This is a genomic window from Enterococcus sp. C74 (assembly GCF_040887125.1).
Lineage (GTDB): Bacteria > Bacillota > Bacilli > Lactobacillales > Enterococcaceae > Enterococcus_B > Enterococcus_B hirae.
In genome coordinates, this window is record NZ_JBFOFA010000003.1 from 164812 (window position 1) to 189790 (window position 24979).

General features: G+C 37.9%; 24 protein-coding genes. 23 read left to right on the forward strand and 1 reads right to left on the reverse strand.

What is annotated here, in order from left to right:
• Window positions 1–2: 2 nt before the first annotated feature.
• From AB3H93_RS05280 to AB3H93_RS05300, 5 genes are all read left to right on the forward strand, one after another.
• Window positions 3–1436 carry a 6-phospho-beta-glucosidase gene (locus AB3H93_RS05280; protein ID WP_368020247.1) on the forward strand — a complete coding sequence of 478 codons (1434 nt, stop codon included), beginning with the start codon at window positions 3–5 and terminating at the stop codon, window positions 1434–1436.
• A 146-nt stretch (window positions 1437–1582) separates the two neighbouring features.
• The gene (gene trxB, locus AB3H93_RS05285; RefSeq protein WP_088775277.1) at window positions 1583–2512 is read left to right on the forward strand and encodes a thioredoxin-disulfide reductase; all 930 of its coding nucleotides are present in this window, start codon (window positions 1583–1585) and stop codon (window positions 2510–2512) included.
• Between the two features lie 255 nt (window positions 2513–2767).
• On the forward strand, window positions 2768–3103 hold the full coding sequence (locus tag AB3H93_RS05290; protein ID WP_368020248.1) for a hypothetical protein: 336 nt from the start codon (window positions 2768–2770) through the stop codon (window positions 3101–3103).
• A gap of 137 nt (window positions 3104–3240) precedes the next feature.
• The gene (locus AB3H93_RS05295; RefSeq protein WP_240274196.1) at window positions 3241–4968 is read left to right on the forward strand and encodes a phospho-sugar mutase; all 1728 of its coding nucleotides are present in this window, start codon (window positions 3241–3243) and stop codon (window positions 4966–4968) included.
• A 14-nt stretch (window positions 4969–4982) separates the two neighbouring features.
• Window positions 4983–5330, forward strand: a complete 348-nt coding sequence (locus AB3H93_RS05300) for a helix-turn-helix transcriptional regulator (RefSeq protein ID WP_025480128.1) — start codon at window positions 4983–4985, stop codon at window positions 5328–5330.
• Window positions 5331–5481: 151 nt separating this feature from the next.
• Here AB3H93_RS05300 and AB3H93_RS05305 read toward each other — a convergent pair whose 3' ends face one another.
• Window positions 5482–6339: a pyruvate, water dikinase regulatory protein gene (locus tag AB3H93_RS05305; protein WP_010718532.1), complete on the reverse strand. Its 858-nt coding sequence runs from the start codon at window positions 6337–6339 to the stop codon at window positions 5482–5484.
• Window positions 6340–6431: 92 nt separating this feature from the next.
• Here AB3H93_RS05305 and AB3H93_RS05310 point away from each other — a divergent pair, with 92 nt between their 5' ends.
• The 18 genes from AB3H93_RS05310 to AB3H93_RS05395 all read left to right on the forward strand — a co-directional run bounded on the left by AB3H93_RS05310 (window position 6432) and on the right by AB3H93_RS05395 (window position 24968).
• Window positions 6432–6860: a Fur family transcriptional regulator gene (locus AB3H93_RS05310; protein ID WP_010718531.1), complete on the forward strand. Its 429-nt coding sequence runs from the start codon at window positions 6432–6434 to the stop codon at window positions 6858–6860.
• Window positions 6861–7025: 165 nt separating this feature from the next.
• On the forward strand, window positions 7026–7223 hold the full coding sequence (gene rpsU / locus AB3H93_RS05315) for a 30S ribosomal protein S21 (RefSeq protein ID WP_010718530.1): 198 nt from the start codon (window positions 7026–7028) through the stop codon (window positions 7221–7223).
• A 26-nt stretch (window positions 7224–7249) separates the two neighbouring features.
• A complete protein-coding gene (locus AB3H93_RS05320) occupies window positions 7250–7696 on the forward strand; it encodes a GatB/YqeY domain-containing protein (protein WP_010718529.1) in 447 nt (148 codons plus the stop codon).
• Between the two features lie 462 nt (window positions 7697–8158).
• Window positions 8159–9130: a PhoH family protein gene (locus AB3H93_RS05325; protein WP_010718528.1), complete on the forward strand. Its 972-nt coding sequence runs from the start codon at window positions 8159–8161 to the stop codon at window positions 9128–9130.
• Between the two features lie 19 nt (window positions 9131–9149).
• Window positions 9150–11345 carry an HD family phosphohydrolase gene (locus AB3H93_RS05330; RefSeq protein ID WP_010737951.1) on the forward strand — a complete coding sequence of 732 codons (2196 nt, stop codon included), beginning with the start codon at window positions 9150–9152 and terminating at the stop codon, window positions 11343–11345.
• A gap of 41 nt (window positions 11346–11386) precedes the next feature.
• Window positions 11387–11863 (forward strand): rRNA maturation RNase YbeY, encoded by a 477-nt coding sequence (gene ybeY / locus AB3H93_RS05335; protein WP_025480127.1) that lies wholly within the window; start codon window positions 11387–11389, stop codon window positions 11861–11863.
• Complete coding sequence (locus AB3H93_RS05340) at window positions 11847–12254, forward strand: diacylglycerol kinase family protein (protein WP_172595700.1); 408 nt, start codon at window positions 11847–11849, stop codon at window positions 12252–12254. Before ybeY ends, AB3H93_RS05340 begins: the two co-directional genes overlap by 17 nt.
• Before the next feature lie 12 nt (window positions 12255–12266).
• Entirely contained in the window at window positions 12267–13166 is a 900-nt protein-coding gene (era, locus tag AB3H93_RS05345) for a GTPase Era (RefSeq protein ID WP_368020249.1), read from the forward strand.
• Between the two features lie 162 nt (window positions 13167–13328).
• Window positions 13329–14141: a DNA repair protein RecO gene (gene recO / locus AB3H93_RS05350; RefSeq protein ID WP_053766588.1), complete on the forward strand. Its 813-nt coding sequence runs from the start codon at window positions 13329–13331 to the stop codon at window positions 14139–14141.
• 355 nt (window positions 14142–14496) lie between these two features.
• The gene (gene glyQ / locus AB3H93_RS05355) at window positions 14497–15414 is read left to right on the forward strand and encodes a glycine--tRNA ligase subunit alpha (RefSeq protein WP_010718522.1); all 918 of its coding nucleotides are present in this window, start codon (window positions 14497–14499) and stop codon (window positions 15412–15414) included.
• Window position 15415: 1 nt separating this feature from the next.
• Window positions 15416–17491 (forward strand): glycine--tRNA ligase subunit beta, encoded by a 2076-nt coding sequence (gene glyS, locus AB3H93_RS05360; protein WP_368020250.1) that lies wholly within the window; start codon window positions 15416–15418, stop codon window positions 17489–17491.
• Window positions 17492–18332: 841 nt separating this feature from the next.
• Window positions 18333–19112: a YveK family protein gene (locus tag AB3H93_RS05365; RefSeq protein ID WP_368020251.1), complete on the forward strand. Its 780-nt coding sequence runs from the start codon at window positions 18333–18335 to the stop codon at window positions 19110–19112.
• A 10-nt stretch (window positions 19113–19122) separates the two neighbouring features.
• Window positions 19123–19818 carry a CpsD/CapB family tyrosine-protein kinase gene (locus AB3H93_RS05370; RefSeq protein WP_010718519.1) on the forward strand — a complete coding sequence of 232 codons (696 nt, stop codon included), beginning with the start codon at window positions 19123–19125 and terminating at the stop codon, window positions 19816–19818.
• A 19-nt stretch (window positions 19819–19837) separates the two neighbouring features.
• Window positions 19838–20602 carry a tyrosine-protein phosphatase gene (locus AB3H93_RS05375; protein WP_010737946.1) on the forward strand — a complete coding sequence of 255 codons (765 nt, stop codon included), beginning with the start codon at window positions 19838–19840 and terminating at the stop codon, window positions 20600–20602.
• An 11-nt stretch (window positions 20603–20613) separates the two neighbouring features.
• The gene (locus AB3H93_RS05380) at window positions 20614–22431 is read left to right on the forward strand and encodes a polysaccharide biosynthesis protein (RefSeq protein ID WP_368020252.1); all 1818 of its coding nucleotides are present in this window, start codon (window positions 20614–20616) and stop codon (window positions 22429–22431) included.
• A gap of 168 nt (window positions 22432–22599) precedes the next feature.
• On the forward strand, window positions 22600–23229 hold the full coding sequence (locus AB3H93_RS05385) for an acetyltransferase (protein WP_368020253.1): 630 nt from the start codon (window positions 22600–22602) through the stop codon (window positions 23227–23229).
• Window position 23230: 1 nt separating this feature from the next.
• Window positions 23231–24349 (forward strand): DegT/DnrJ/EryC1/StrS family aminotransferase, encoded by a 1119-nt coding sequence (locus tag AB3H93_RS05390; protein ID WP_368020254.1) that lies wholly within the window; start codon window positions 23231–23233, stop codon window positions 24347–24349.
• On the forward strand, window positions 24342–24968 hold the full coding sequence (locus AB3H93_RS05395; RefSeq protein ID WP_010718514.1) for a sugar transferase: 627 nt from the start codon (window positions 24342–24344) through the stop codon (window positions 24966–24968). Before AB3H93_RS05390 ends, AB3H93_RS05395 begins: the two co-directional genes overlap by 8 nt.
• Window positions 24969–24979 lie beyond the last annotated feature (11 nt).

The window sequence follows — 24979 nt, forward strand, 5'->3', positions numbered from 1 at the left end:
GGATGGCATTTAGGAAAGACTTTTTATGGGGTGGCGCAACGGCTGCCAATCAATGTGAAGGAGGCTACGCTGAAGGTGGACGTGGTTTAGCTAATGTTGATGTTGTTCCGATTGGTAAAGATCGTTTTTCAGTGATCACTGGGAAACAAAAAATGTTTGACTTTGATGAGGAACATTTTTATCCAGCAAAAACAGCCATTGATATGTACCATCGTTACAAAGAGGATATTGCACTTTTTGCGGAAATGGGATTTAAAACCTATCGCTTATCCATTGGGTGGAGTCGTATTTTTCCAAAAGGTGATGAAAAGGAACCAAATGAAGAAGGGTTGAAGTTCTATGAAGATGTCTTTAAAGAATGTCAAAAATATGGAATCGAACCGTTAGTGACGATCACTCATTTTGATTGTCCGATGCATTTGGTCAAAGAATATGGTGCTTGGCGTTCTCGAAAGTTGATAGAGTTTTATGAAAGACTTTGCCATGTCATTTTTAATCGTTACAAAGGACTAGTGAAATACTGGTTGACCTTCAACGAAATCAATATGATTTTACATGCTCCATTTATGGGCGCTGGATTGTATTTTGAAGAAGGGGACGATGTGGAACAAATCAAATACCAGGCAGCCCATCATGAACTAGTTGCTAGTGCAATCGCTACAAAGATCGCTCATGAAGTGGATCCAGAAAATAAAGTTGGCTGTATGTTAGCAGCTGGCGCAAATTATCCTTACACTTGTAAACCTGAAGATGTCTGGGCGTCAAGAAAGGCGGACCGGGAAAACTATTTCTTTATTGATGTCCAGTCAAGGGGAAGTTATCCCGCCTATGCCTTAAAAGAAATGGCACGTAATGGAATCAAAATCGAGATGGAACCAACTGACTTAGAAATATTAAAAGAACATACCGTTGATTTTATTTCATTCTCCTATTACTCTTCCCGGGTAGCTACTACTGATCCAAAAGTATTAGAGCAAACGGCCGGTAATATTTTTGAATCGGCTAAAAATCCTTATCTTTCAGCCAGTGAATGGGGCTGGCAAATTGATCCATTGGGGTTACGTATCACGATGAATGATCTTTATGATCGTTACCAAAAACCATTGTTCATCGTCGAAAATGGGTTAGGTGCCATTGATACACCAGATGAAAATGGCTATGTAGAAGACGACTATCGGATCGATTATTTAGCACAACATATCCAAGCAATGAAAGATGCGGTTGAGCTCGATGGTGTGGATCTCCTAGGCTACACGACTTGGGGCTGTATCGATCTTGTCTCTGCTGGGACTGGCGAAATGAAGAAACGCTATGGGTTCATCTACGTTGACCGTGACAACGAAGGAAATGGGACATTGAAACGCTCGAAGAAAAAATCGTTCAACTGGTATAAAAAAGTCATTGCAACAAATGGAGAAGATTTAAGTAACGAATAGCGAATCAAATAAAAGTCTATTGTTTTTAAACTGATTTTTCGAGTATAATAAATCTATTCGAGAAAAGAGTAAGCAGAACAATAGACTTTTTTTTCTATAGGCTGTAAAGTAAGCTTACTTGATTTTTATAATGGAGGAATGTACATATGTATGATGTTATCGTGATTGGCGCTGGACCTGCTGGAATGACTGCTGCGTTATATGCGTCACGTTCAAATCTTTCAGTTGCTATGATTGAACAAGGCGCACCTGGCGGACAAATGAATAACACCGCTGAAGTTGAAAATTATCCTGGATTTGATTCCATCATGGGACCTGATCTTGCTTATAAAATGTATGAAGGTGTCACTAAATTTGGAACAGAAAATGTCTATGGAATTGTGCAAGACATCAAAGACCATGGAAATTACAAAGAAGTGATTTGTGAAGATCAATCTTATGAAGCCAAAACAGTGATTATCGCAACGGGTTGTATCCATCGTAAGTTAGGTGTTCCTGGAGAAGAAGAATACGCTGGACGAGGTGTTTCCTATTGTGCCGTATGTGATGGTGCTTTTTTCCGAAACAAACGCTTAGTCGTGATCGGCGGTGGCGATTCTGCGGTAGAAGAAGCCATCTACCTAACGCAATTTGCTTCTGAAGTCGTGATCGTTCATCGAAGAGACGAATTACGTGCGCAAAAAATCATCCAAGATCGCGCATTCGCTAACGAAAAGATTTCATTTGTCTGGGACACTGTCACAGATGAAATCGTTGGTAATGACATGGTGGTCACTGGGGTTAAAGCGCATAATGTGAAAACGAATGAAACCGTTGATTTAGCAGCAGATGGCGTGTTTATTTATGTGGGCTTAGATCCATTGACTGAACCATTTAAAAAAGCTGGTTTAACTAATGCAGCTGGTTGGATTCCAACAGATCAAGACATGCGTACGACTATGCCTGGTGTGTTCGCTATTGGGGATGTTCGTGAAAAAGATTTACGACAAATCACGACAGCAGTCGGCGATGGCGGCATTGCTGGTCAACAAGTTTATAAATATTTAGAATCATTAGAAGAAACAACACAAGCGTAAAGTGATCAAAAGAGATGAAGAGCTTCTTGAATACTATTCATTTTTATACTACTAAAGAGAGAGTGGGACAATAGTTCTTTCTCAAAAAGAAAATAAGTTCGATTTTGATGTTTATTGTCAAAATCGAACTTATTTTTTCTGTTATGCGCACTTTCCTCTCCATAAGGCATATACGTAGAGGATGCAAAATTGGCTTGAATAGTGCAAAAACTAAATCCAAATTTAAAGATCCATTTTTGTTTAGATGGGCTAAATATGAGTGAGGTTTTATCTAAAGACAATTGCAACGGAAAAAAGATAACATCAACTGAGCTTCGCTACGTTTATCGCAATTGGAAGGAATTGAGCGATAAAGTTATTTTTATGAAAGGAGGACAGATGGTAAAAGCACCTTGGGAACAGGAACCAGAAGTTTGGCAAGCATATCAGCCGAAGAGTTGGAATAATCTTGGAACTTTGCAAAAGAAAGAAGAGCAAACAAATAAAAAAAGAAAATTATTTGATATTCTAAAAAATAAAAAAACTCAACCAGATAATCGTAACGGTTCAGTGCAATTTCAAAAACAAGAAAAATCTTGTTTAATATTGTAAGAACAGTAGGAATAATCTTGATCTTGGTGAAAGAAAAGAAGATCCTATCTGCGCTTATTTTTTCTTCTGACTTTTCTATCTAAAAAGAGAATGCTATACTGAAAGAGGTAGATATTTTAGAAAGAGGTGTTCGCTTCATGTCTTGGGAACAAGTATACCAACAATGGGCCAATGAAGAAAATTTAGAAGAAAATTTAAAAAAACAATTAACTGATCTTAGTCAGGACCCTGAAAAGCTGGAAGATGCTTTTTATGCTCCTTTAGAATTTGGAACAGCAGGAATGCGGGGGATTTTAGGTCCTGGGATCAATCGAATGAATATTTATACGGTCAGACAAGCAACAGAAGGGCTGGCACGTTTTATGGATACACAAGGAGAAGAAACAAAACGTCGCGGCGTAGCGATTGCTTATGATTCACGCCATCAATCGCCTGAATTTGCGATGGAAGCAGCGAAGACTTTGGCACAACACGATATTCCTTCTTTTGTCTTTGAGAGTCTACGTCCAACACCTGAGCTTTCTTTCGCTGTTCGTCATTTGAATACGTTTGCGGGAATCATGGTGACAGCTTCTCATAACCCAGCAGCTTACAATGGCTATAAAGTTTATGGAGAAGATGGTGGACAAATGCCACCCGCTGATGCGGATGCATTGACAAAATATGTACGTGAAGTAAGTAATCCTTTAAAAGTCGCTGTTTTAGCTGATGACGAAGTAGAAACTAGTGGATTGATTACGATCATTGGTGACGAAGTCGATAAAGCATATTTGGAAGAAATCAAAGCAGTCACGATTGATCAAGAATTAGTCCAAACAATGGGGAAAGACTTAAAATTGGTGTTTACACCCCTGCATGGTACAGGAAAAATGCTAGGAGAAAGAGCATTACAACAAGCTGGTTTCGAACAATTTATGCTTGTACCTGAACAAGCTGTAGCTGATCCTGACTTTACAACGGTTCAATCACCAAACCCTGAAGAACATTCAGCATTTGAGTATGCTATTCGTTTAGGTGAAAAAGAAGGCGCTGATTTATTGATTGCAACTGATCCTGATGCGGATCGCTTAGGAGCAGCAGTTCGCCAACCTGATGGCTCTTATAAAGTTTTGACCGGTAATCAAATCGGTGCGTTAATGATTCAATATATTTTAGAAGCACATCAATCACGAGGGACTTTACCTGAAAATGCAGCCGTACTTAAGTCAATCGTATCAAGTGAACTTCCTGCAGCCATCGCTGAAAGCTATGGCGCTACGATGATCAATGTCTTAACGGGCTTTAAATTTATTGCAGAAAAAATCCATCAATTTGAAAAAGATCATTCTCATACATTTATGTTTGGTTTTGAAGAAAGCTATGGTTACTTGGTCAAACCATTTGTACGTGATAAAGATGCAATCCAAGCACTCTTATTGTTAGCCGAAGTGGCTGCTTTTTATAAAAAACAAGGGAAGACACTTTATGACGGCTTACAAATGATTTTTGAAAAATATGGTTATTTTGCTGAAAAAACAATCTCAGTCACGATGAGTGGTCAAGAAGGTTCAGCTAAAATCGCTGCTTTGATGAAGAAATTCCGTGACCATGCCCCATCAGAATTTGCTGGAGCAAAAGTTCTTCAAACAGAAGATTTCAAAGAATTAACGAAAACAGATTCAGCTGGACGAGTGGAAAAATTAACGACACCTCCATCTGACGTATTAAAATATGTATTAGAAGAACATGGTTGGGTAGCGATCCGTCCTTCAGGAACAGAGCCAAAAATCAAATTCTATATCGGTGTAAAAGGCAATTCCGCACAAGAGGCACAAGAAAAGATCGATACCTATGAAGCAATCATCAAATCAATGACAGAAGAATAAAATAATTGAGACTGATGGAAAAAGTGGTAAACTTTAGAAGTCAGTCTTTTTTTATGGAGGTGAATCGGTTGACAGACACACCAAAAAGCGAAATAGAAAAAGTGAGTCAATTATTTAAAGTCTTAAGTGATCCTACCCGATTGAAAATATTGATGTATTTAAAAGATGGAGAACAAAATGTGACGGCCATCAGCCAAGCGGTGGAAATGGAACAATCCGCTGTTTCCCACCAACTACGTTTATTAAGGGAAAACCATGTGGTAAAATCGCATCGTGAAGGCAAAGCAATCTTATATAGTTTAGATGATTTTCACGTGTTGGATATCTTGGAACAAACCTTGAAACATGTGGAACATCAGTAAAATAAGAATGAGGCATTTCTAAGGGAATGTAAATAGATTATACTGAAAAAAAAGCCAGCAGACACGTGTCTGCTGGCTTTTTTTTCAACTAGTTATGCGTTTGGTTCTGGTTGTTTGTTATAGCTGCTTACTGGATACAATTATTTGTTCTTTATTTTTCTCCTGAAGTATCCGTGCCATAATAACTGTGGTCCTCTAAATCTAAGGCATTTAGGATCAACGAAGCCGTTTCTTCAATTGAGAGAGAAGCAACATTGATCACAACGCAACCTAATTTTTCATACAAATCATTAGCAAAATCTAATTCTGCTCGTATTTTTTCGATATCAGAATAAGCCGTATCAGGATTTAATCCATAGGAACGCATCCGTTCTTTTCGAATATTATTTAAAATATCGGGATTATTGGTTAAACCAACAATTTTTTTAGGATCGATCTCCCAAAGTTGTTTTGGGATATGGGCTTGAGGAATGAGTGGGAGATTCGCCACTTTTAAGTTTTTATTCGCTAAAAAAAGACTTAACGGTGTCTTTGACGTTCTGGAAACTCCTAGCAACACCACGTCTGCTTCTAAGAAACCTCTTGGATCTTTCCCATCATCGTATTTTACAGCAAATTCCATTGCCTTGATTCGTTTAAAATAATTTTCATTCAATAAATGTAGGGCTCCAGGTTGACGAGTGGGTTGAATTCCTGTTAATCGTTGGATTTCTTCGATCGGTGGGGTCATCACGTCAAAACTAAATAAGTTGTTTTCTTCGCAAAAACTTCGGGTATAATCAATCAGCTCTTGGTTGATCAAGGTATGAAGAACTAACGCTTTTTCTGCTAACGCATCTTGTAAGGCTTGTTCGAGGGTGTCTTGGTCAGTGACAAACGTTCGACGAAATAAATTAAATTCAACTGTAGGATATTGTGCCATGGTTGCCTGTGCGAGTTTTGTTGCTGTTTCACCAGCTGAATCAGAAATGACAAAAAAAGTAACGATCTCAGTAGAATCAAAAGCCATAAATAAAAAACCTCACTTGCATTTTTTTTATCTTTAGTATACCATACTGTGGAATATGTACTTCGTAATCATTTTGATTTGGAGGGGAAGACTTGAAAAACCAAACATTAATCGAACAATCGTTAGAAATTTTGAAAAATAACGGATTTAAATACACGAAAAAGCGAGAAGCATTATTGACTTATTTGGTCAAAAGAAATCGTTATGTGTCAGCAAAAGAAGTATTTGATTTTATGAATGAGGAATTTAAAGGAGTGAGTTATGATACGATTTATCGTAATCTCCATGATTTCTCTGAGTTAGACTTATTAGAAGAAACCGATTTGAATGGCGAAATGAAGTTTCGCTTTCATTGTTGCCAGGGAGAGATCGGTCACCATCATCATTTTATTTGTACCGTTTGTGGGATGACAAAAGAAATCCATATGTGTCCAATGGACTATTTTGAAAATCAATTATCAGGTTGTACGATCGAAGGGCATCGGTTTGAAATTTTCGGTCGATGTGAAAACTGTCAGTAGTTGTTTTATAATAAAATAACATATCATTATTTTAAAAAATCCAAAGATTCCCTTGACGGTCAAATCAGCATTAGATATAATGTTTTATAGAACAGTCTTGTTTTTTGGATTATAATTTCAATAACAATTACGGTTACTTTTTAAGCTCGGAGGGAGGGAATTAACATGTCAAAAACAGTCATTCGTAAAAACGAATCAATTGACGATGCTCTTCGTCGCTTCAAACGTTCCGTGTCAAAAGCGGGTACTTTACAAGAATCTCGTAAACGTGAATTCTACGAAAAACCAAGCGTAAAACGTAAGAAAAAATCTGAAGCAGCTAGAAAAGCAGCGAAAAAACGCAAAAAAACGCAAAAAAACTAGTTCCTTTATGAATTGGAGTTGGTAGTGTGTCACTACTAAGTAGATTGAACGATGACATGAAAACAGCGATGAAAGCAAAAGATAAAGAATCTTTACAAGTCATACGTATGATTAAGTCATCCATTCAAAACGAGCAAATCAAAGAAGGTCACGACTTGACTGAAGATGAAGAATTAACAGTGTTGTCTCGTGAAATGAAACAACGGCGTGATTCTTTACATGAGTTCGAAGAAGCTGGACGTGACGATTTAGCTGAAAAAGTGAAAAGTGAAATAGTAATTGTTGAAAAATACATGCCAGAACAACTTTCTGAGGATGATATTCGTCAACTTGTTCAAGAAGCGATTACACAAACTGGAGCTTCTTCTGTCAAAGAATTTGGCAAAGTCATGGGTGCGATCATGCCGAAAGTCAAAGGAAAAGCAGATGGGAACCAAGTGAATGCGATTGTGAAAGAGCTATTACAATCTTAAACTTATCATTTAAAGAGTTTGGGACAACCGCCCTCTCTTAAAAAAGAAAATAAGCCTGATTTTGATCCACAACGTCAAAATCAGACTTATTTTTTTTAGATTTTTTTTCATACATGTCCCAATTTCCTCAAGGTGAGCGCCAAGGCAACATCAATCGGTACGCCTTGTTCCCCATGCAATCATACATATCCTTCTTTTATCTCTCTTCCTCACTCGATAGATCTAGGCTTGGTTAGATTGGTTCTTTGCCTTATCTATTAAGTAAAAGCTGTTTATTGATAGGCAGGAATCTCTCAATCATGGAATAACATAAAGTAAATCATGGAAGTTCAGCAAAGTAATTTTAGGTTAAAATGAATGAAACGAATAAGGAGTGAGACAACCTTTTTTATTTGCTATATAGTTTTTTATGAATATGGTAAAATAGGAAGGAATGAATTGAAGTAAAGGAGATGTCTATTTTTGACAGAAGCATCCAGTTCTTTAGAAATTAGATTAACAGCTGCTGACGATATCAGTATGTTGTTAGGCTCGCATGACAAACATGTAAAATTAATTGAAGAAATGACTGAAACAACGATTCATACGAGAGGCGAAATGATCCAGATTATTGGAGAAGAGCCGGGGCTTTCGTTAGCACAATCGGTGATACGTACCTTACAAGAATTGATCAAGCGGGGGATACATGTCAGTACACCTGATGTTGTTACTGCCTTAAAAATGGGGCAAAAAGGGACATTGGATTACTTCATTGAAATGTATGAAGAAGAAATCGTCAAAGACCGCAATGGTAAACCGATTCGAGTGAAAAATAGTGGACAAAAACAATATGTCGAGGCCGTTGCTAAACATGACATCGTATTTGGTGTCGGTCCTGCTGGAACAGGTAAAACATTTCTAGCTGTCGTTTTAGCAATTGCTGCGTTGAAAAAAGGCGAAGTCCAAAAAATCATTTTGACTCGTCCAGCGGTGGAAGCAGGAGAAAATCTTGGTTTCTTACCGGGTGATCTGAAAGAAAAGGTTGATCCTTATTTACGTCCAGTGTATGATGCACTGTATCAAATATTTGGTTTAGATCATACCAATCGTTTGATGGAGCGTGGGATCATCGAAATTGCGCCATTAGCTTATATGCGTGGGCGAACACTTGACGATGCTTTTGTAATACTAGATGAAGCTCAAAATACAACAGTGGCACAGATGAAAATGTTCTTGACTCGTTTGGGGTATCAATCAAAAATGATCGTAAACGGCGATACAAGTCAGATTGACTTACCTAAAGGGACGATGAGTGGTTTGATCCATGCAGAACGTACATTGAAACAAATCAAAAAAATTGCTTTTGTCAATTTTGAAGCAAGTGACGTCGTTCGTCATCCTGTTGTAGCCGAAATCATCAAAGCTTATGAAAAGGCAGATCTTCATCAAGAGTAAGGCTTAGGGGGATAAGCGAATGTTGAATAAAATACTCCAACAACTGCAAGCAAAATTAGGAAAGGCGGCAATGCCTTTCTTATTGCTTTTGTTTTTTGTGATCGTTTGTGGCGTCACGTTTAGTAGCGTCAAGCAAAAAGCCAATGATTTCAAAGAAGGACAAGTGGCAGAAGAAAGTATCCGTGCGAATAAAACGATCGAAAATACAGAAGAAACGGAACAAAAAAGAAAACTAGCAGCGGAAGCTGTTACGCCAGAATATACGTATCAACAAGATTTGGCGAGTGAACAAAGTAGTCGCATCAAGCAGCTTTTTGAATTGATCAATAAAACAAATGATTCGATCAATAAAGCGTATAAAGAAAAAGTGGATAAAGCAAAAGAAAATGAGAATGTTCCCAAACCAACTATAGATGAGCGAATTGCAGCTCTAAAGAAGAGTTTTGAAAATGCTAATGCTGAAAACGTGGCATTTTATCAAAAATTACCGACTAACTTTTACACAAAAATCTTTGGCATGTCAGATAGTCAAATTGCGACAGTCCGAGATGAAAGTCTGCGATTGATCAATGAACAAATGAAAAAACAAGTTCGAGAAAGTGATTTAGAAACCTTCAAGCAACAGGCGGAAGAACAGATCCAATATTTGAACGTGACACCTGACCAACAACAAACGATCCATTATCTTGTCGATCAAGGAATCGTCGTAAATGATGTCTTAAATGAAAAGAAAACAGAGGAATTGAAACAATCAGCAAGAAGTGCGGTTCAACCGGTCATGATCTATCAAGGCGAAATCATTGTTCGTGAAGGAAATCAAATCGATGCAGATGCAATGAAAAAGCTTGAATTATTAGGATTGACCAGTCAAACAACGTCAATTTTTCCTTTAGTAGCAATGATCTTAGCAGTCTTATTGCAAATTGCTGTTTTAGTTTACAACTCAATGCAGTACCATGAAGCCGGAAAACGAACAGAGTATGTTCTCTTTTATGTTACGGCTATGTCCATCAGTGTGTTATTAATGAAATTTTTCCAACTATTCCAAACGGAACAAGCAGCTTTTATCCCGCTGTTTTATCCTGCAGCTTTTGTTCCCTTAGTTTTAAATTTCTTTTTGAACCGGAGGGCAGGAATCATGGCTGCCTTGTTCCAAGCCGTATCTGCATTGTTTATTTTTTATGGCTCGATTGGGACCAACTTTTTGACCGTTATCTTGATGGCTTATCTTTTTTCAGGTTTATTAGCGACGGTTTTAAAACGCCAACGAGTGTCAGAACAATGGTTTTCAGCTATGATGTGGGTCATTATTTTTCCGTTGATGATGGATGTTGTGCTGATCGTTTATCAAGGTATGAGCTTTAGTAATGGAACAACTTGGTTAACACTGATTTGTGGCTTTATGGGGGCTTTGCTGTCGTATCTGTTAACGATGGGATTACATCCGTATATCGAATTGATGGTCAACGATGATAGTGTGATCGTCTTGAATGAGTTAAGTAACCCTAACCATCCATTGTTAAAACAGCTATTGGAAGAAGCACCAGGAACTTATCATCACAGTATGATGGTCGCCAATTTAAGCGCAAACGCTGTGGCTGAGATCAATGGGCGGTCATTATTGACACGTGTAGCTTGTTACTACCACGATATTGGTAAAATCAAACATGCTAGCTTTTTTGTAGAAAACTTGCCTTCTGGTGCTGAAAATCCACATAATTTCTTATTACCTGAAGATAGTAAACAGATCATTTTTGGTCATGTGACCGATGGAGCGAAAATTTTAGAGGAATATGGCATGCCGCAAATGGTAATCGATATTTGCCGACAGCATCATGGAACAACATTGATGAAGTATTTCTATATCAAGGCAAAAGAAAGAAATCCTGAAGTCACCGAAGAACAATTTCGTTATCCTGGTCCCAAACCACAGACCCGAGAAGCCGGCATCGTGAATATTGCAGATAGTTGTGAAGCGGCAGTACGGGCAATGGATCATCCAACAGGTGAAAAAATCGAAAAATTTGTCCATAATTTGATTGAAGAACGAATCTCTGATGGTCAACTTGATGATAGTGGTTTAACATTAAAAGAAATTCGCAAAGTGGAAAAATCTTTGATCAGTGGGTTAAGTAGTACCTTCCATTCACGGATCAAATATCCTAAAATGAAATCGGAAGCGGAAACGATGAAAGTAGAAAAAGAAAATGGCTAAAATAAAAAATATCAGCAATAAGTAAGAAAGAAGCGATAAATATGGACATCACATTTATGGATGAAACACAGAAAGTTTCAACAGAAAAAATCAAAGAGATCGAGGACCTTCTGCAATTTGCAGCGGCTCATTTAAAATTATCCGAGGAAACAGAAATGTCTGTTACTTTTATGGACAATGCAGCAATCCAAGAAATCAACCGTGTCTACCGTGGCAAAGATGCCCCAACAGATGTGATTAGTTTTGCATTAGAAGACGAAGGGGAAGACGAAATTCCCGTGATTTTTGAAGAAGGCGATAATCCTTTACCACGAGTATTAGGAGATATCATGATCTCAATTGAGCGTGCCCAGGAACAAGCGGAAGAATATGGTCATTCGTATGATCGAGAGTTGGGATTTTTGGCAGTGCATGGCTTTTTGCACATCAATGGTTATGATCACATGACACCCGAAGATGAAGCAGAGATGTTTGGTTTACAGAAAGAGATTTTAGATGCTTATGGACTTAAAAGATAAAGAGTGCGAGAAAAAGGTTGAGAAAAATAAGCACTTCGCTATGTCAGTAGAATTTGCTCTTCAAGGGGTTAAAACAGTCTTTGATGAGGAACGTAATATGAAAAAACATGTAGGTTTTGGGTTGCTGGCGTTTTTTATGGGAGTTGTATTTCAACTGAATCAAATAGAATGGCTGTGGTTAGTTTTAGCAGTTTTTCTGGTATGGATCGTTGAGATTTTAAATACTGTTTTTGAGAATGTGGTGGATATGTTTACCGATTTTCATTTCCATCCAATTGGGAAAAAAATCAAAGATATGGCGGCAGGAGCAGTGTTAGTCACCGCTTGTTTTGCAGTGATCGTCGGTCTCATTTTATTTGTACCTAAAATCTATCAAATGTTTTTTAATTAAAAGGAGAATAATATGTTAGAACATAAATCAGGTTTTGTCGCTATTGTGGGACGACCAAATGTTGGCAAATCAACATTATTAAATCGAATCGTTGGGCAAAAAATTGCTATCATGAGTGACAAGGCACAAACGACCAGAAATAAGATCCAAGGCGTTTATACGACACCAGAAGCACAGTTGATTTTTATCGACACTCCGGGAATCCATAAACCAAAACATCGTTTGGGTGATTTTATGGTGGAATCAGCCTACAGTGCACTAAGAGAAGTGGATGCTGTCTTATTTATGATCAGTGCGGATCAAAAACGTGGACGTGGGGATGATTTTATTATTGAACGATTAAAAAATGTTCAATCACCTGTTTATTTGATCATCAATAAAATCGATAAAGTTCATCCAGATGAATTATTAGGAATCATCGAAGATTATTCGGTACAAATGCCTTTTGCACAAGTTGTACCGATTTCGGCTACCGAAGGGAACAATGTGGACCGTCTAATGGAAGTTTTGATCGCTGAGATGCCAGAAGGTCCTCAATACTTCCCGGATGATCAAGTAACGGATCATCCAGAATACTTTATCGTTTCGGAATTGATTCGTGAAAAAGTCCTGTTTTTGACTAGAGATGAAGTCCCACATTCAGTGGCTGTTGTTGTTGACTCAATGAAACGCAATGAAAATGATAAAATCCAAATTCAAGCAACCATTATCGTTGAACGTGATAGTCAAAAAGGGATTATCATCGGTAAAGGTGGTAAAATGCTAAAAGAAATTGGGACGAAAGCAAGAAAAGATATTGAAAATTTGCTTGGTGACAAAGTATTTCTAGAACTATGGGTTAAAGTTCAAAAAGATTGGCGCGATAAAAGAGTTTATTTACAAGATTTTGGTTACCGCAAAGAGGAATACTAACTTTAAGTAGATAAAAATGAGTTGAACGTGATTATTCGATAGACGAAACCGCGTGTAAAAGTCAGAAGACAAGAAAATGAGTAGAATAAGTGGGAAAGGAAAATGATTCAGTGAATGATTTTTCTTTTCCTTATTCTTTTTCTAAAAGGGGGGGCGAAAAAAATGAGCCAGCTAGCCGAATCAAAAGGGATCATATTGTCCAGTCGAAATTATAAAGAAAAAGACAAATTAGTGAAAATTTTTACTGAGTCTGCGGGGAAACTGATGTTTTATGTCAAAGGAATTCACCGGCAAAACCAACCATTAGCCCCTGCACTGCTCCCATTTACTGAAGGAATCTACATTGGTACGTTTAAAAGTGAAGGACTTTCGTTTATAACCAGCGTAAAAGATGTTCACTCCTTTAGAAAAATTCAAGAAGACATTTTTTTAAGTGGTTACGGCACGTATTTGTTAAACTTAGTGGATGCAGCGATCGAAGACCATCAATATGATCCCCATCTTTTTCAATTTACACAAGCAGCATTGCAACGGATGGATCAGGGGGACGACGCGGAAATCATCACCAACATCTTTGAGGTACAATTATTGCAACGCTTTGGGATTGCACCGATTTGGACACATTGTGCGGTGTGCGGCAAAACTCAAGGTAAATTTGATTATTCTTCCAAATATGGAGGCGTGCTGTGCGAAGAACATTGGTCAATGGATCACCGTCGTTATCATGCAGATCCAAGAGCTGTTTATTTCGTGCGTATGTTCTCTGCTATTTCTTATGATAAGATCACAGGGATCAATTTAAAAGACGAAACCAAGGCAACGATCAGGCAACTGATTGACCAGTTATACGAAGAATACGTAGGGATTCATCTAAAAAGTAAAAAGTTCATTGATCAAATGAAATCATGGGAACATGTCCTAAAAAAGCCTGATCCGGAAGGAGAAAGTGCTTCTGAAAACCAAAAAAATGAGTAGAATGTTCAATCAACATTCAAAACTATTTGACAAAAGCCTAACTATACGTCTATTATGGAACCTAGATAAATGAGAGTTTTGTACAAAAACTTGATTGGCTAAATAAAAGAATAAAGTACGTTGAACAAGATCAGTAAAAAATACGTAGCAAAAGCGAGTTCGGGAGGGTGAGAGCCGAATGCTGTCGGTTTTTGAAGAGGCACTTGGGAGTACTGACAATGAAGCTGCCGAAATTTTCGGAAGTAGGGTGGAACCGCGAAGTTATTCGTCCCTATGTTTGTTTAGACAAGCATAGGGACTTTTTGTTGTTTCAAATTCTCAGCAAACTATTTAGAAGTGGAAGGAGTCATTTTAAATGAGCAAAAAATTATCTGTACAAGACATGATCTTGACGTTACAAAAATTTTGGTCATCAAATGGGTGCATGTTGATGCAAGCCTATGATACAGAAAAGGGGGCAGGTACAATGAGCCCATATACCTTTTTACGAGCAATTGGACCAGAGCCTTGGAATGCAGCATACGTAGAGCCTTCTCGTCGCCCAGCCGATGGTCGTTATGGGGAAAATCCGAACCGTCTGTATCAACATCATCAGTTCCAAGTAGTGATGAAACCATCACCTGAAAATATCCAAGAACTTTATTTAGAAAGTTTACGTTTATTGGGGATCGATCCTTTGGAACACGACATTCGGTTTGTCGAAGATAACTGGGAAAACCCTTCGATGGGCTGTGCTGGTGTTGGTTGGGAAGTTTGGCTCGATGGAATGGAAATTACACAATTCACGTATTTCCAACAAGTCGGCGGTCTGCCATGTAAACCAGTGACATCTGAAATTACTTATGGTTTGGAGCGCTTGGCATCCTACATCCAAGAAGTAGAAAGTGTCTATGATCTTGAATGGTCAGATGGCGTAAAATATGGGGAGATTTTCAAACAGCCTGAATACGAGCACTCCAAATATTCATTTGAAGTCAGTGATCAAGAACTATTATTAAGTAATTTTGATCGTTTTGAAAAAGAAGCTAAACGATGCATTGATGAAAATTTAGTTCATCCTGCCTATGATTACATTTTAAAATGCAGCCATACATTCAATCTATTAGATGCTCGTGGTGCAGTTTCTGTCACAGAACGTGCTGGTTATCTGTCACGTATCAGAAATATGGCAAAATCTGTTGCAAAGATTTTTGTGGCAGAGCGTGAAAAATTAGGATTTCCTTTATTGAATAAAAACACAGCAAATCCAGAAACGGTTAAGGAGGCTGAATAACATGGCAAAAGAGTTACTTTTAGAAATCGGGTTGGAAGAAATGCCTGCCCATGTAGTTACACCAAGCATGAAACAACTGGAACAAAAAACAGCAAAGTTTTTAGATGAACACCAATTGTCTTATGATACAATCGAAACTTTTTCAACGCCAAGACGTTTAGCGATCAAAGTAACCAATATCCCAGAACGTCAAGCAGATAGCGAAGAAGAATTAAAGGGTCCGGCTAAAAAAATCGCATTGGATTCAGATGGAAATTGGACGAAAGCCGCAGAAGGGTTTGTACGTGGTCAAGGTTTGACGACTGACGATATTACCTTTAAAGAGCTGAAGGGTGTAGAGTATGTGTACGTAACCAAATATACACATGGACAACCAGCGAAAGAAGTATTGACTGGACTTGCAGATGTCATCAAAAGTTTGACATTTCCTGTTACGATGCATTGGGCAAATTTTGACTTTGAATATATTCGTCCTATTCATTGGATTGTTGCTTTACTAGATGATGAAGTGATTCCTTTCGAGATTTTAGATGTTACAACAGATCGCACATCACGTGGTCATCGTTTCTTAGGAGAAACAGTTCGTTTCGCTCATGCCAATGAGTATGAAGAAAAATTACAAGAACAATTCGTGATAGCTGCGCCACATAAAAGAAAAGAAATGATTGTCCAACAAGCAACAGAATTAGCAGAGAAAAACCATTGGACGATCGATTTAGACGAAAAGTTATTAGAAGAAGTGAATAATTTAGTCGAATATCCCACAGTTTTTGCTGGCGATTTTGAAGAAAAATATCTGTCTGTCCCTGAAGAAGTATTGGTTACTTCAATGAAGGAGCACCAACGTTATTTTGAAGTAAGAAATGACCAAGGATTACTCTTGCCACATTTTATTTCTGCTCGAAATGGGGATCGTGTCAAACTAGAAAACGTGATCCGTGGAAATCAAAAAGTATTGACTGCTCGTTTAGAAGATGCAGAGTTTTTCTACAATGAAGATAAAAAGATTCCAATCGAGACTTTTGTTGATAAATTAAAATCAGTGACTTTCCATGAAAAAATTGGAAGCATCTACGAAAAAATGCAACGAGTACAAGTTATTGCTCGTATTTTAGGTAAATCTGTCGGCTTATCACCAGAAGAGTTAACGGATTTACAACGTGCTGCTGAAATCTATAAATTTGATTTAGTGACCAACATGGTAGGTGAGTTTCCAGAGCTTCAAGGGATCATGGGTGAAAAATATGCGCGATTACACGGCGAAACATCAGCTGTAGCAACAGCTATCAAGGAACACTATCTGCCAATTTCAAGTGAAGGTGACTTACCAGAAACCAAAATTGGTGCAGTATTAGCGATTGCAGACAAACTAGATAGTATCTTCTCTTTCTTTACAGTTGGAATGATCCCAAGTGGGTCAAATGATCCGTATGCTCTTCGTCGTCAAGCGTATGGGATTGTCCGCATCATCGAAGCAAAAAATTGGGCATTTCCATTGGTTCGTTTACAACGTGAAATCGACCAGGCAATCAATGAAGATCAAGAACGTTTTGGCGTCCAGTTATCGGATGGACAACAGGCAGTCATTGATTTTATCAAAGGACGTTTCCGTCAGTTACTAACTACAAAACAAATCCGACACGATGTGATTGATGCAGTTTTAAATGCAAAACAAAGCGATTTGACAAAAGTTTTTGCAGCAGCTCAACTGTTTAAAGAACGTTTAGATGAGGAAGAGTTTAAGCCATCGATGGAAGCATTGACTCGAGTGGTTAATTTAGCGAAGAAAGCGCAAGAAACAACGACAACAGAGATTAATCCTGCGTTATTTGAAAATGAAGCTGAAACAGCACTTTATCAAGCGGTAGCAGAAATGAAAAAACAATTTGGTACACAAACGCTGAAAGAAGATTATGATCAACTTGTTGCTTTACGTCCATTGATCGAAACGTATTTTGACCAAACCATGGTCATGGTAGACGATCCTGCTGTCCGTAACAATCGTTTGGCACAGCTGAAACAAATTGCTGAAATGGCACTATCAATAGCAAGCTTAGATCAGATTATCACTAAATAAATCAGGTAGCCCTTTGCCAACTTGATTTGAAACAAGCGTTATGACAAGTCTAGCTCTGAGATATAAGCCGAAGCATCCGAAAATAGTTTCTTCTATTTTTAAATGCTTCGGCTTATTTTTTGACTGATTACCGAAGTGCAGATCTTTGAACGCCGTCGATAAGATTGTGAAAGTATCAGAGTGGATGCTTTCATAGCAATTACTCATTTTAGTGTAAAAAGTAAGCTTAAGGTCTTAATACCTCAGACTCTTTTTATGTAGTGTATATCGTTTTTATTCATGCTATCTAGCAATAAGCGACTTTTCTTTCACGAATCAGAACAATATGACATTTTTTGGTAAAAAGAGAACAATCGGTCAGTGCTATTGAGTGAAATGCATAGTTTTTGTTATTTTTAAATCATCCTTTATTTAAAAATGAAAGTTAGGTATAATTAATATAGAAAAATTGTTATTCATAACAAGAAAAGCTTGTTATGAATGGGATAATAGTAAATAGGGTCTCAGGTAGAAATTCTTTACTTGTCTAATGAAATTAGCAAATTTCCCGTGATTTGGAAGCGATTAGATAAAGTAACGATTTATTTTTTTGGGAATAAAAAGTTTTTAAAACGATGGGATCCAGTATCTTACTCTAGATGATAATAATTATCATCTGAATGATAAACTAAAAATTTTTTTAGAAATCGATGTCATTTTATTATCTAAGTATGTTCATAGGATGAAAGTCTCACGAAGCTTCACTGAAATGAGTATATTTTATGAGAACAAGTAACATCAGCAGGATGTCATGTGTTAAAAGAAAAATGAATTTAGGAAAGTAACAGGAAAGTGGAGAGAAATGGAAGAGACAATTAGTATAAAAGAGATCATCGGAGTATTTCGTAAGCGTTTGTTGACCTTATTTATTTCAACGTTAGTTGGTTTGGCGGTAGCAAGTTTCGTTACATTCTTTATTTTAACACCCAAGTTTAGTTCACAAGCCCAATTGATTGTCACGTTGCCTCAGTCAAATATTACGAATGTCAATGATGTGAATACGAATTTACAAATGATTAACACCTACAAAGATATGATCATTAGTGACTTAGTTTTAAGTGAAGTGAAAGATCAATTAGAAACGCAAGATCAGCTAGCAATGACGGTTGGAGAAATCAAACAAGCAATCACAGTGAATCAATCCGAAAATTCACAAATGTTTTCTATCCAGGCGATTAGTTCGATTCCAGATAATGCTCAGAAAATTGCGAATACCACAGCTGAGGTGTTTCAAACGAAAGCAAAAGATGTGATGAATGTCGATAAAATATCGATCATTTCTGAAGCGGTTGCGGACGGAACATCGGTGTCACCAAATAAAAAACTAAATATTGCCCTTGGCCTTATTTTAGGTCTGATGATTGGCATGGGGATAGCTCTGTTATTGGAATTGTTCGACCAGACTGTGAAAGATGAAAAATATCTTTCGGAGGTCATAGGGTTTCCAATTTTAGGGACGGTACCAGAAATGACTGCCAAAGATTTCAATAGAAATGACAAAAACAACAACGCACCGGTGACAATAAACGATGAAACTGGTGAACAAGCGAGAGCTTCTCGTAGAGCTCGTTCGAGAGTGTAGGAGGGAAAACATGCGACGCGTCATAAAACAAAAAGAAACACTACTTCAACCGATTCGTTTGATTACTTTAACTAATCCTTCATCAGCAGCGGCTGAGCACTACCGAACGATTCGAACCAATATCCAATTTGTTTCAATCAATGATCAACAAGTCAAAACGATCGTGGTCACGTCATCTGGACCAGGTGAAGGGAAATCGACCACGGCTGCAAATCTGGCTGTTGTCTTTGCAAAAGCTGGTCAGAAAGTGTTATTAGTTGATGCTGACATGCGAAAACCAGTTATTTACAAAGCATTTCAAATAAATAATCATTATGGGTTAAGTAATCTACTCAGTTCAACTGAAACGATCAGTAAAGGGATCCAAAAAACGGCAATCAAGGAATTATCAGTATTACCAAGTGGACCGATTCCTCCTAATCCATCAGAGCTGTTAAGCTCGAAAAGAATGGATCAGCTAATGGTAGAAGCAAGTCAGCTCTATGATATCGTGATGTTTGATTTGCCGCCGATTGTAACTGTGACAGATGCTCAAATCTTGTCATCAAAGGCAGATGGTACGCTTCTGGTAGTACGTGAAAAGACTTCACGAAAAGAAGCAGTTGTGAAAGCCAAAAAATTATTAGAGATGGCTCAGGCAAAGGTACTGGGAATTGTTTATAACGGAGTCGAACAAAGCAAAGATACAAGTTATTATTATGAATGATAAAGAGGAGGTAGAGGGAATGATCGATTTACATTGTCATCTATTACCAGCAGTTGACGATGGTGCGCAAAACCTGGAAGAAAGCCTAGCAATGGCTGAAAAAGCGGTTGAACAAGGGATTACTCATATTTTATGTACACCGCACCATAACAATGGCAAGTATTGTAATCAAAAGAAAAAAGTCATTCCCCTAGTCGCCACTTTACAAAAAGAGCTGGATAAAAGAAATTTACCGTTGGTGTTATTAGAAGGTCAAGAAGTTCGTATTACTGGAGAATTGCTTGAAGCGCTTCACCGAGATGAACTTCTTTTTACAGATTTAAATGATACTTATCTATTGATTGAATTTCCTACATTAGAAGTACCGTTATATGCAAAGAACCTTTTTTTTGAACTGTTGAAACTAGGAAAAATACCAGTAATCGTGCATCCTGAGCGTAATACTTATTTTGCAAAAGATCCGAATCGTTTGTTGCCTTATCTAGAAATGGGGTGTTTGACACAGCTGACAGCGCCAAGTTATCTGGGGCGCTTTGGCAAAGAAATCCAAAAAACAGCAAAAAAAATGGTCAAGTACAATCTTGTACAAATGATTGCTTCGGATGCTCACGGTGTTGAGCGACGTTCTTTTTGTTTAAAAGAATGTTATGAACAAATCGCTAAAGACTTCAATAACGAAAAAGTTGAGCAAATGAAACAAGTCGCCAAAGATTTAATCAATGGGGAGCAGATTCATTATCCAACTTATCAAGCGATAAAAAAGAAAAAGTTTGGGTTATTTTAGGGGGAGTAAAGGTGTTTGAAGTCACAAGAAAAAGAAAGATTGCTATTTTGATAGGAGTTGATAGCTTATTGTTGTTTTTGGCAAACATTGCTACAATTAGATTCATGAAGCCATTCGCAGAAGTATCAACGGATTTTATGTTCATCTCTACAGGCGTTTCAATAGGTTTCTATTTGTTTTATGGGAGTTTATTTAAAGTCTTTACAAGGATCAATCGCTATATGAATTTAGAAGAAATCAGGGCGATTTTTGTTTCTTTGTCGATCACTATGATTTCAAATCTTTTTGTCTTGTTTTTTATCAATCATCAGTATATGTTACGTCTAACGATCTTTACCTATATTTTGTCTTTGCTTTTAATCATGGGAAGCCGTCTGGAGTGGCGTCTTTACATTGAGAAAAAGCAGACAAAGCTACAACCTAGAGCCACTGCCAAGAAGACGATCATCGTAGGCGCTGGTGAAGGCGGTAGAATTTTGGCAAATATCTTACTTGGATCAAAAACAGCAAGTGACACCTATGTCATTGGTTTTGTTGATGATGATCCTAATAAGCAAAATACATATCTTTCAGGAAAAAAAGTGATTGGTATGATCAAAGACCTCCCTGCACTAATCAAGAAACATGATGTACAAATCGTTACCATCGCCATTCCTTCCTTATCCAAAACAAAAATCAGGAATATCTTTCAAATGGTAGAATCCTTGCATGTCAAAGTAAACACCATGCCTTCAATGGAAGAAATCGCTTCTGGAAAAGTCAGTGTCACAAAATTAAAAAAAATTGACGTAGTTGATTTACTAGGAAGAGATGAAGTTGAATTGGACATTGAATCGATCAAAGGACATTTGACAGGGAAAACCATTCTTGTGACTGGTGCGGGTGGCTCGATCGGCTCAGAGATTTGTCGGCAGATTATCCAGTTTTCCCCAGCACAATTATTACTAGTAGGACATGGGGAAAATTCGATTTATTTGATCGATCGGGAACTCCGCATGAATCAGCAAAATCAGCAGACAAAAATCATCCCGCTCATTGCAGATATTCAAGATCGTGACAAAATCAATGAGATCATGCAAAACTATCGCCCAGATATCGTTTATCATGCTGCAGCACATAAGCATGTTCCTCTCATGGAAGTAAATCCCAAAGAAGCAGTAAAAAATAATATTCTTGGAACGAAAAATGTTGCGGAAGCAGCCAAACAAGCGAAAGTCAAGAATTTTGTGATGGTCTCAACAGATAAAGCGAATCATCCACCTAATGTGATGGGAGCGACAAAGCGGATTGCAGAAATGATTGTAACAGGATTGAACGAAAAAAATGGAACAACATTTTCCGCTGTTCGCTTTGGAAATGTATTAGGTTCACGAGGAAGTGTGATTCCTGTCTTTCGTGAACAAATTGCGCAAGGTGGACCAGTCACGATTACTGATTTTCGGATGACACGTTACTTTATGACAATTCCTGAAGCAAGTCGATTGGTCATTCAATCAGGAGTCTTGGCTAAAGGTGGAGAGATTTTTATTTTAGATATGGGTGAACCAGTCAAAATCGTCAACCTTGCCAAAAATATGATTCGCCTGAGTGGCTATCGTGAAGACGAAATTGAGATTCTTGAAACGGGTATCCGTCCTGGGGAAAAACTATATGAAGAACTACTGTTGGATAAAGAGAGAAACGATGAAGCTGTCTATGAAAAAATTTTTGTCGGAAACATCAAAGGTTATTCAAACCAAAAAGTGATGGATTTTATCCGTCATTTGCCAAAAGATGAGAAACAATTAGCAAGAGAAGTGATTCGTTTTGCCAATGCTTCTAATCAATAGAAACTAGCTGTTTTAAGCTGAACGTACTATTAGTAAAGTAGTAAAATTATTGCTTTATGTGCTGGATTATACGATTCCTGCGATCAAAAATTGCATAGGGATACGTTATTCAAATCGCATGTAAAAAAACGTTTGACCATCAAAAAAAGAAACGAGAGGAGAAAGCGAGTGGATGCAATAATAGTAGGAGCGGGTGGGTTTGGTAAAGAAATTGCTTTTTTGCTCCAACAACAAAATGAGTATCAGTGGGTCGGTTTTGTCGATGATCGTAAAAGTGAGCAAAGCGATGTTCTAGGAAAACCTGTGATTGGCAAAATTGCTGACTTGCTTCAAGTCAAAACACCAATGGCAGTTTTTCTTGGGATTGCGGCTCCGACGGTCAAAGAAAACATCTCTGAACAGTTACGACAAAACCCTCACTTGCTTTTTCCAAATTTGTTTGCCCCTAGCGCATTGATTGGCTTAAATGTTCAACTGGGCATTGGGAACATATTGATGCCTTACACGACCTATACTGCAGATATTTCAATCGGTGACTTCAATATGATCAATATTGGTTCAACAATCGGTCATGACTCCATTATAGGTAGTTACAATGCCATTTTTCCTAATGTCAATATTTCGGGAGCAGTCACTTTAGGAGATAAAAATGAACTGGGTGTCGGTACAAAGATTATTCAAGAACGTTCGATTGGTGATGGTAACATTATTGGGGCTGGCAGTGTTGTCATCAGAGATATCCCTCATCATTCAAAATGGGTGGGGGTACCAGCAAAGATAATTGAAAGGTGGAGTTGATGTGAGAAAAAAGCGAATATTATTAGCTTCGCCCCATATGAGTGAAGCAGGCTATGAACAAGCGTTTGTCAAAGAAGCCTTTGATACGAACTGGATTGCCCCTTTAGGTGCCAATGTCGATGGTTTTGAGCAAGAACTGGCAGATCATGTGGGAGCCAAGCATGTTGCTGCGCTTTCTTCAGGTACGGCAGCGATTCATTTAGCATTAAAGGCAGCAGGTGTCACTAAAGGAGATCAAGTGATTTGTCAATCCTTGACTTTTGCAGCTACGGTCAACCCGATTCTTTATCAAGGAGCCGTCCCAATCTTTGTGGATAGCGATGCCGAAACTTGGAATATGAGTCCTGTTCATTTACGCGCAGCTTTAGAAAAATATCCAAAAGCGAAAGCGGTGATCGTCGTTCACTTATATGGATTAGCTGCAAACTTAGCTGAAATCATGCAGATCTGTCAAGAATATCAAGTGACGTTGATTGAAGATGCTGCCGAATCATTAGGAACGACTTACCAAGGTAAATATACAGGAACGTTTGGAGACTATGGGATTTATTCCTTCAATGGAAATAAGATCATCACAACTTCAGGTGGGGGAGCATTAATCTCTGACGATCAATCAAAAATCGAAACAGTCAAATTTTGGGCCACTCAATCTCGTGAAAATGAACGTTATTATCAACATTTAGAAATCGGTTACAACTATCGTATGAGCAATATATTAGCAGGAATCGGACGTGGTCAATTAAAAGTATTAAATGAAAGAATCCAAAAGAAGCGTGCCATCTATCAATTTTATCAAGAAGAATTGTCCGAGTTTCCTAATATACAATTTATGCCGGAAAACTCTTGGAACGAACCTAACTATTGGTTGAGTGTCATTCGTTTAGAAGGAATAGATCCATCTTATTTGATTGAAGAATTGGAAAAAGAACAGATCGAAGCACGTCCTGTCTGGAAACCGATGCACTTACAGCCTGTTTTTGACTCTTTTGATTTTATTGGCGGCGAAGTTGCAGAATCGCTTTTTTCTTCTGGAGTTTGTCTTCCCTCAGATACTAAAATGACGGATGAAGAGTTAAATAGAGTCGTTGCAACGATCAAGCGAGTGATGCGTTATGAGTAAACCAACCTTTTATCGACTTTTTGGAAAGCGTGCGTTCGATCTTTTTTTCTCAGGTCTTTTATTGCTTTTGCTTGCACCACTGATGCTCATACTTGCAGGGTGTGTGCGATTAAAATTAGGTTCACCGGTTATTTTTAAGCAAACAAGACCAGGGAAGAATGAACGATTATTTTTTATGTACAAGTTTCGCACGATGACAGACGAGAAAGATCAACATGGCGCGTATCTTCCAGATGAAGTTCGTCTAACAAAATTCGGCAAACTACTTAGAGCAACTAGTCTTGACGAGCTGCCAGAGCTTTGGAATATCTTTAAAGGCGAAATGTCTTTTGTTGGTCCTCGTCCATTATTGGTAGAATATTTGACACTTTATAATGAAGAGCAAAGAAAACGCCACAACATTCGCCCAGGTTTGACCGGATTGGCCCAAGTCAGTGGTAGAAATGCGATCAGTTGGGAAGAAAAGTTTACGTATGATTGTTTGTACGTTGAAAGTTATTCGTTTGGCAAAGATGTTTGGATCTTGTTACAAACAGTCCTTAAAGTGTTCAAACAAGAAGGGATTAGCTCAAATTTTGGACCAACAAGTGAAAAATTTGAAGGGAATGAACCATACTGAAAATTTTATAT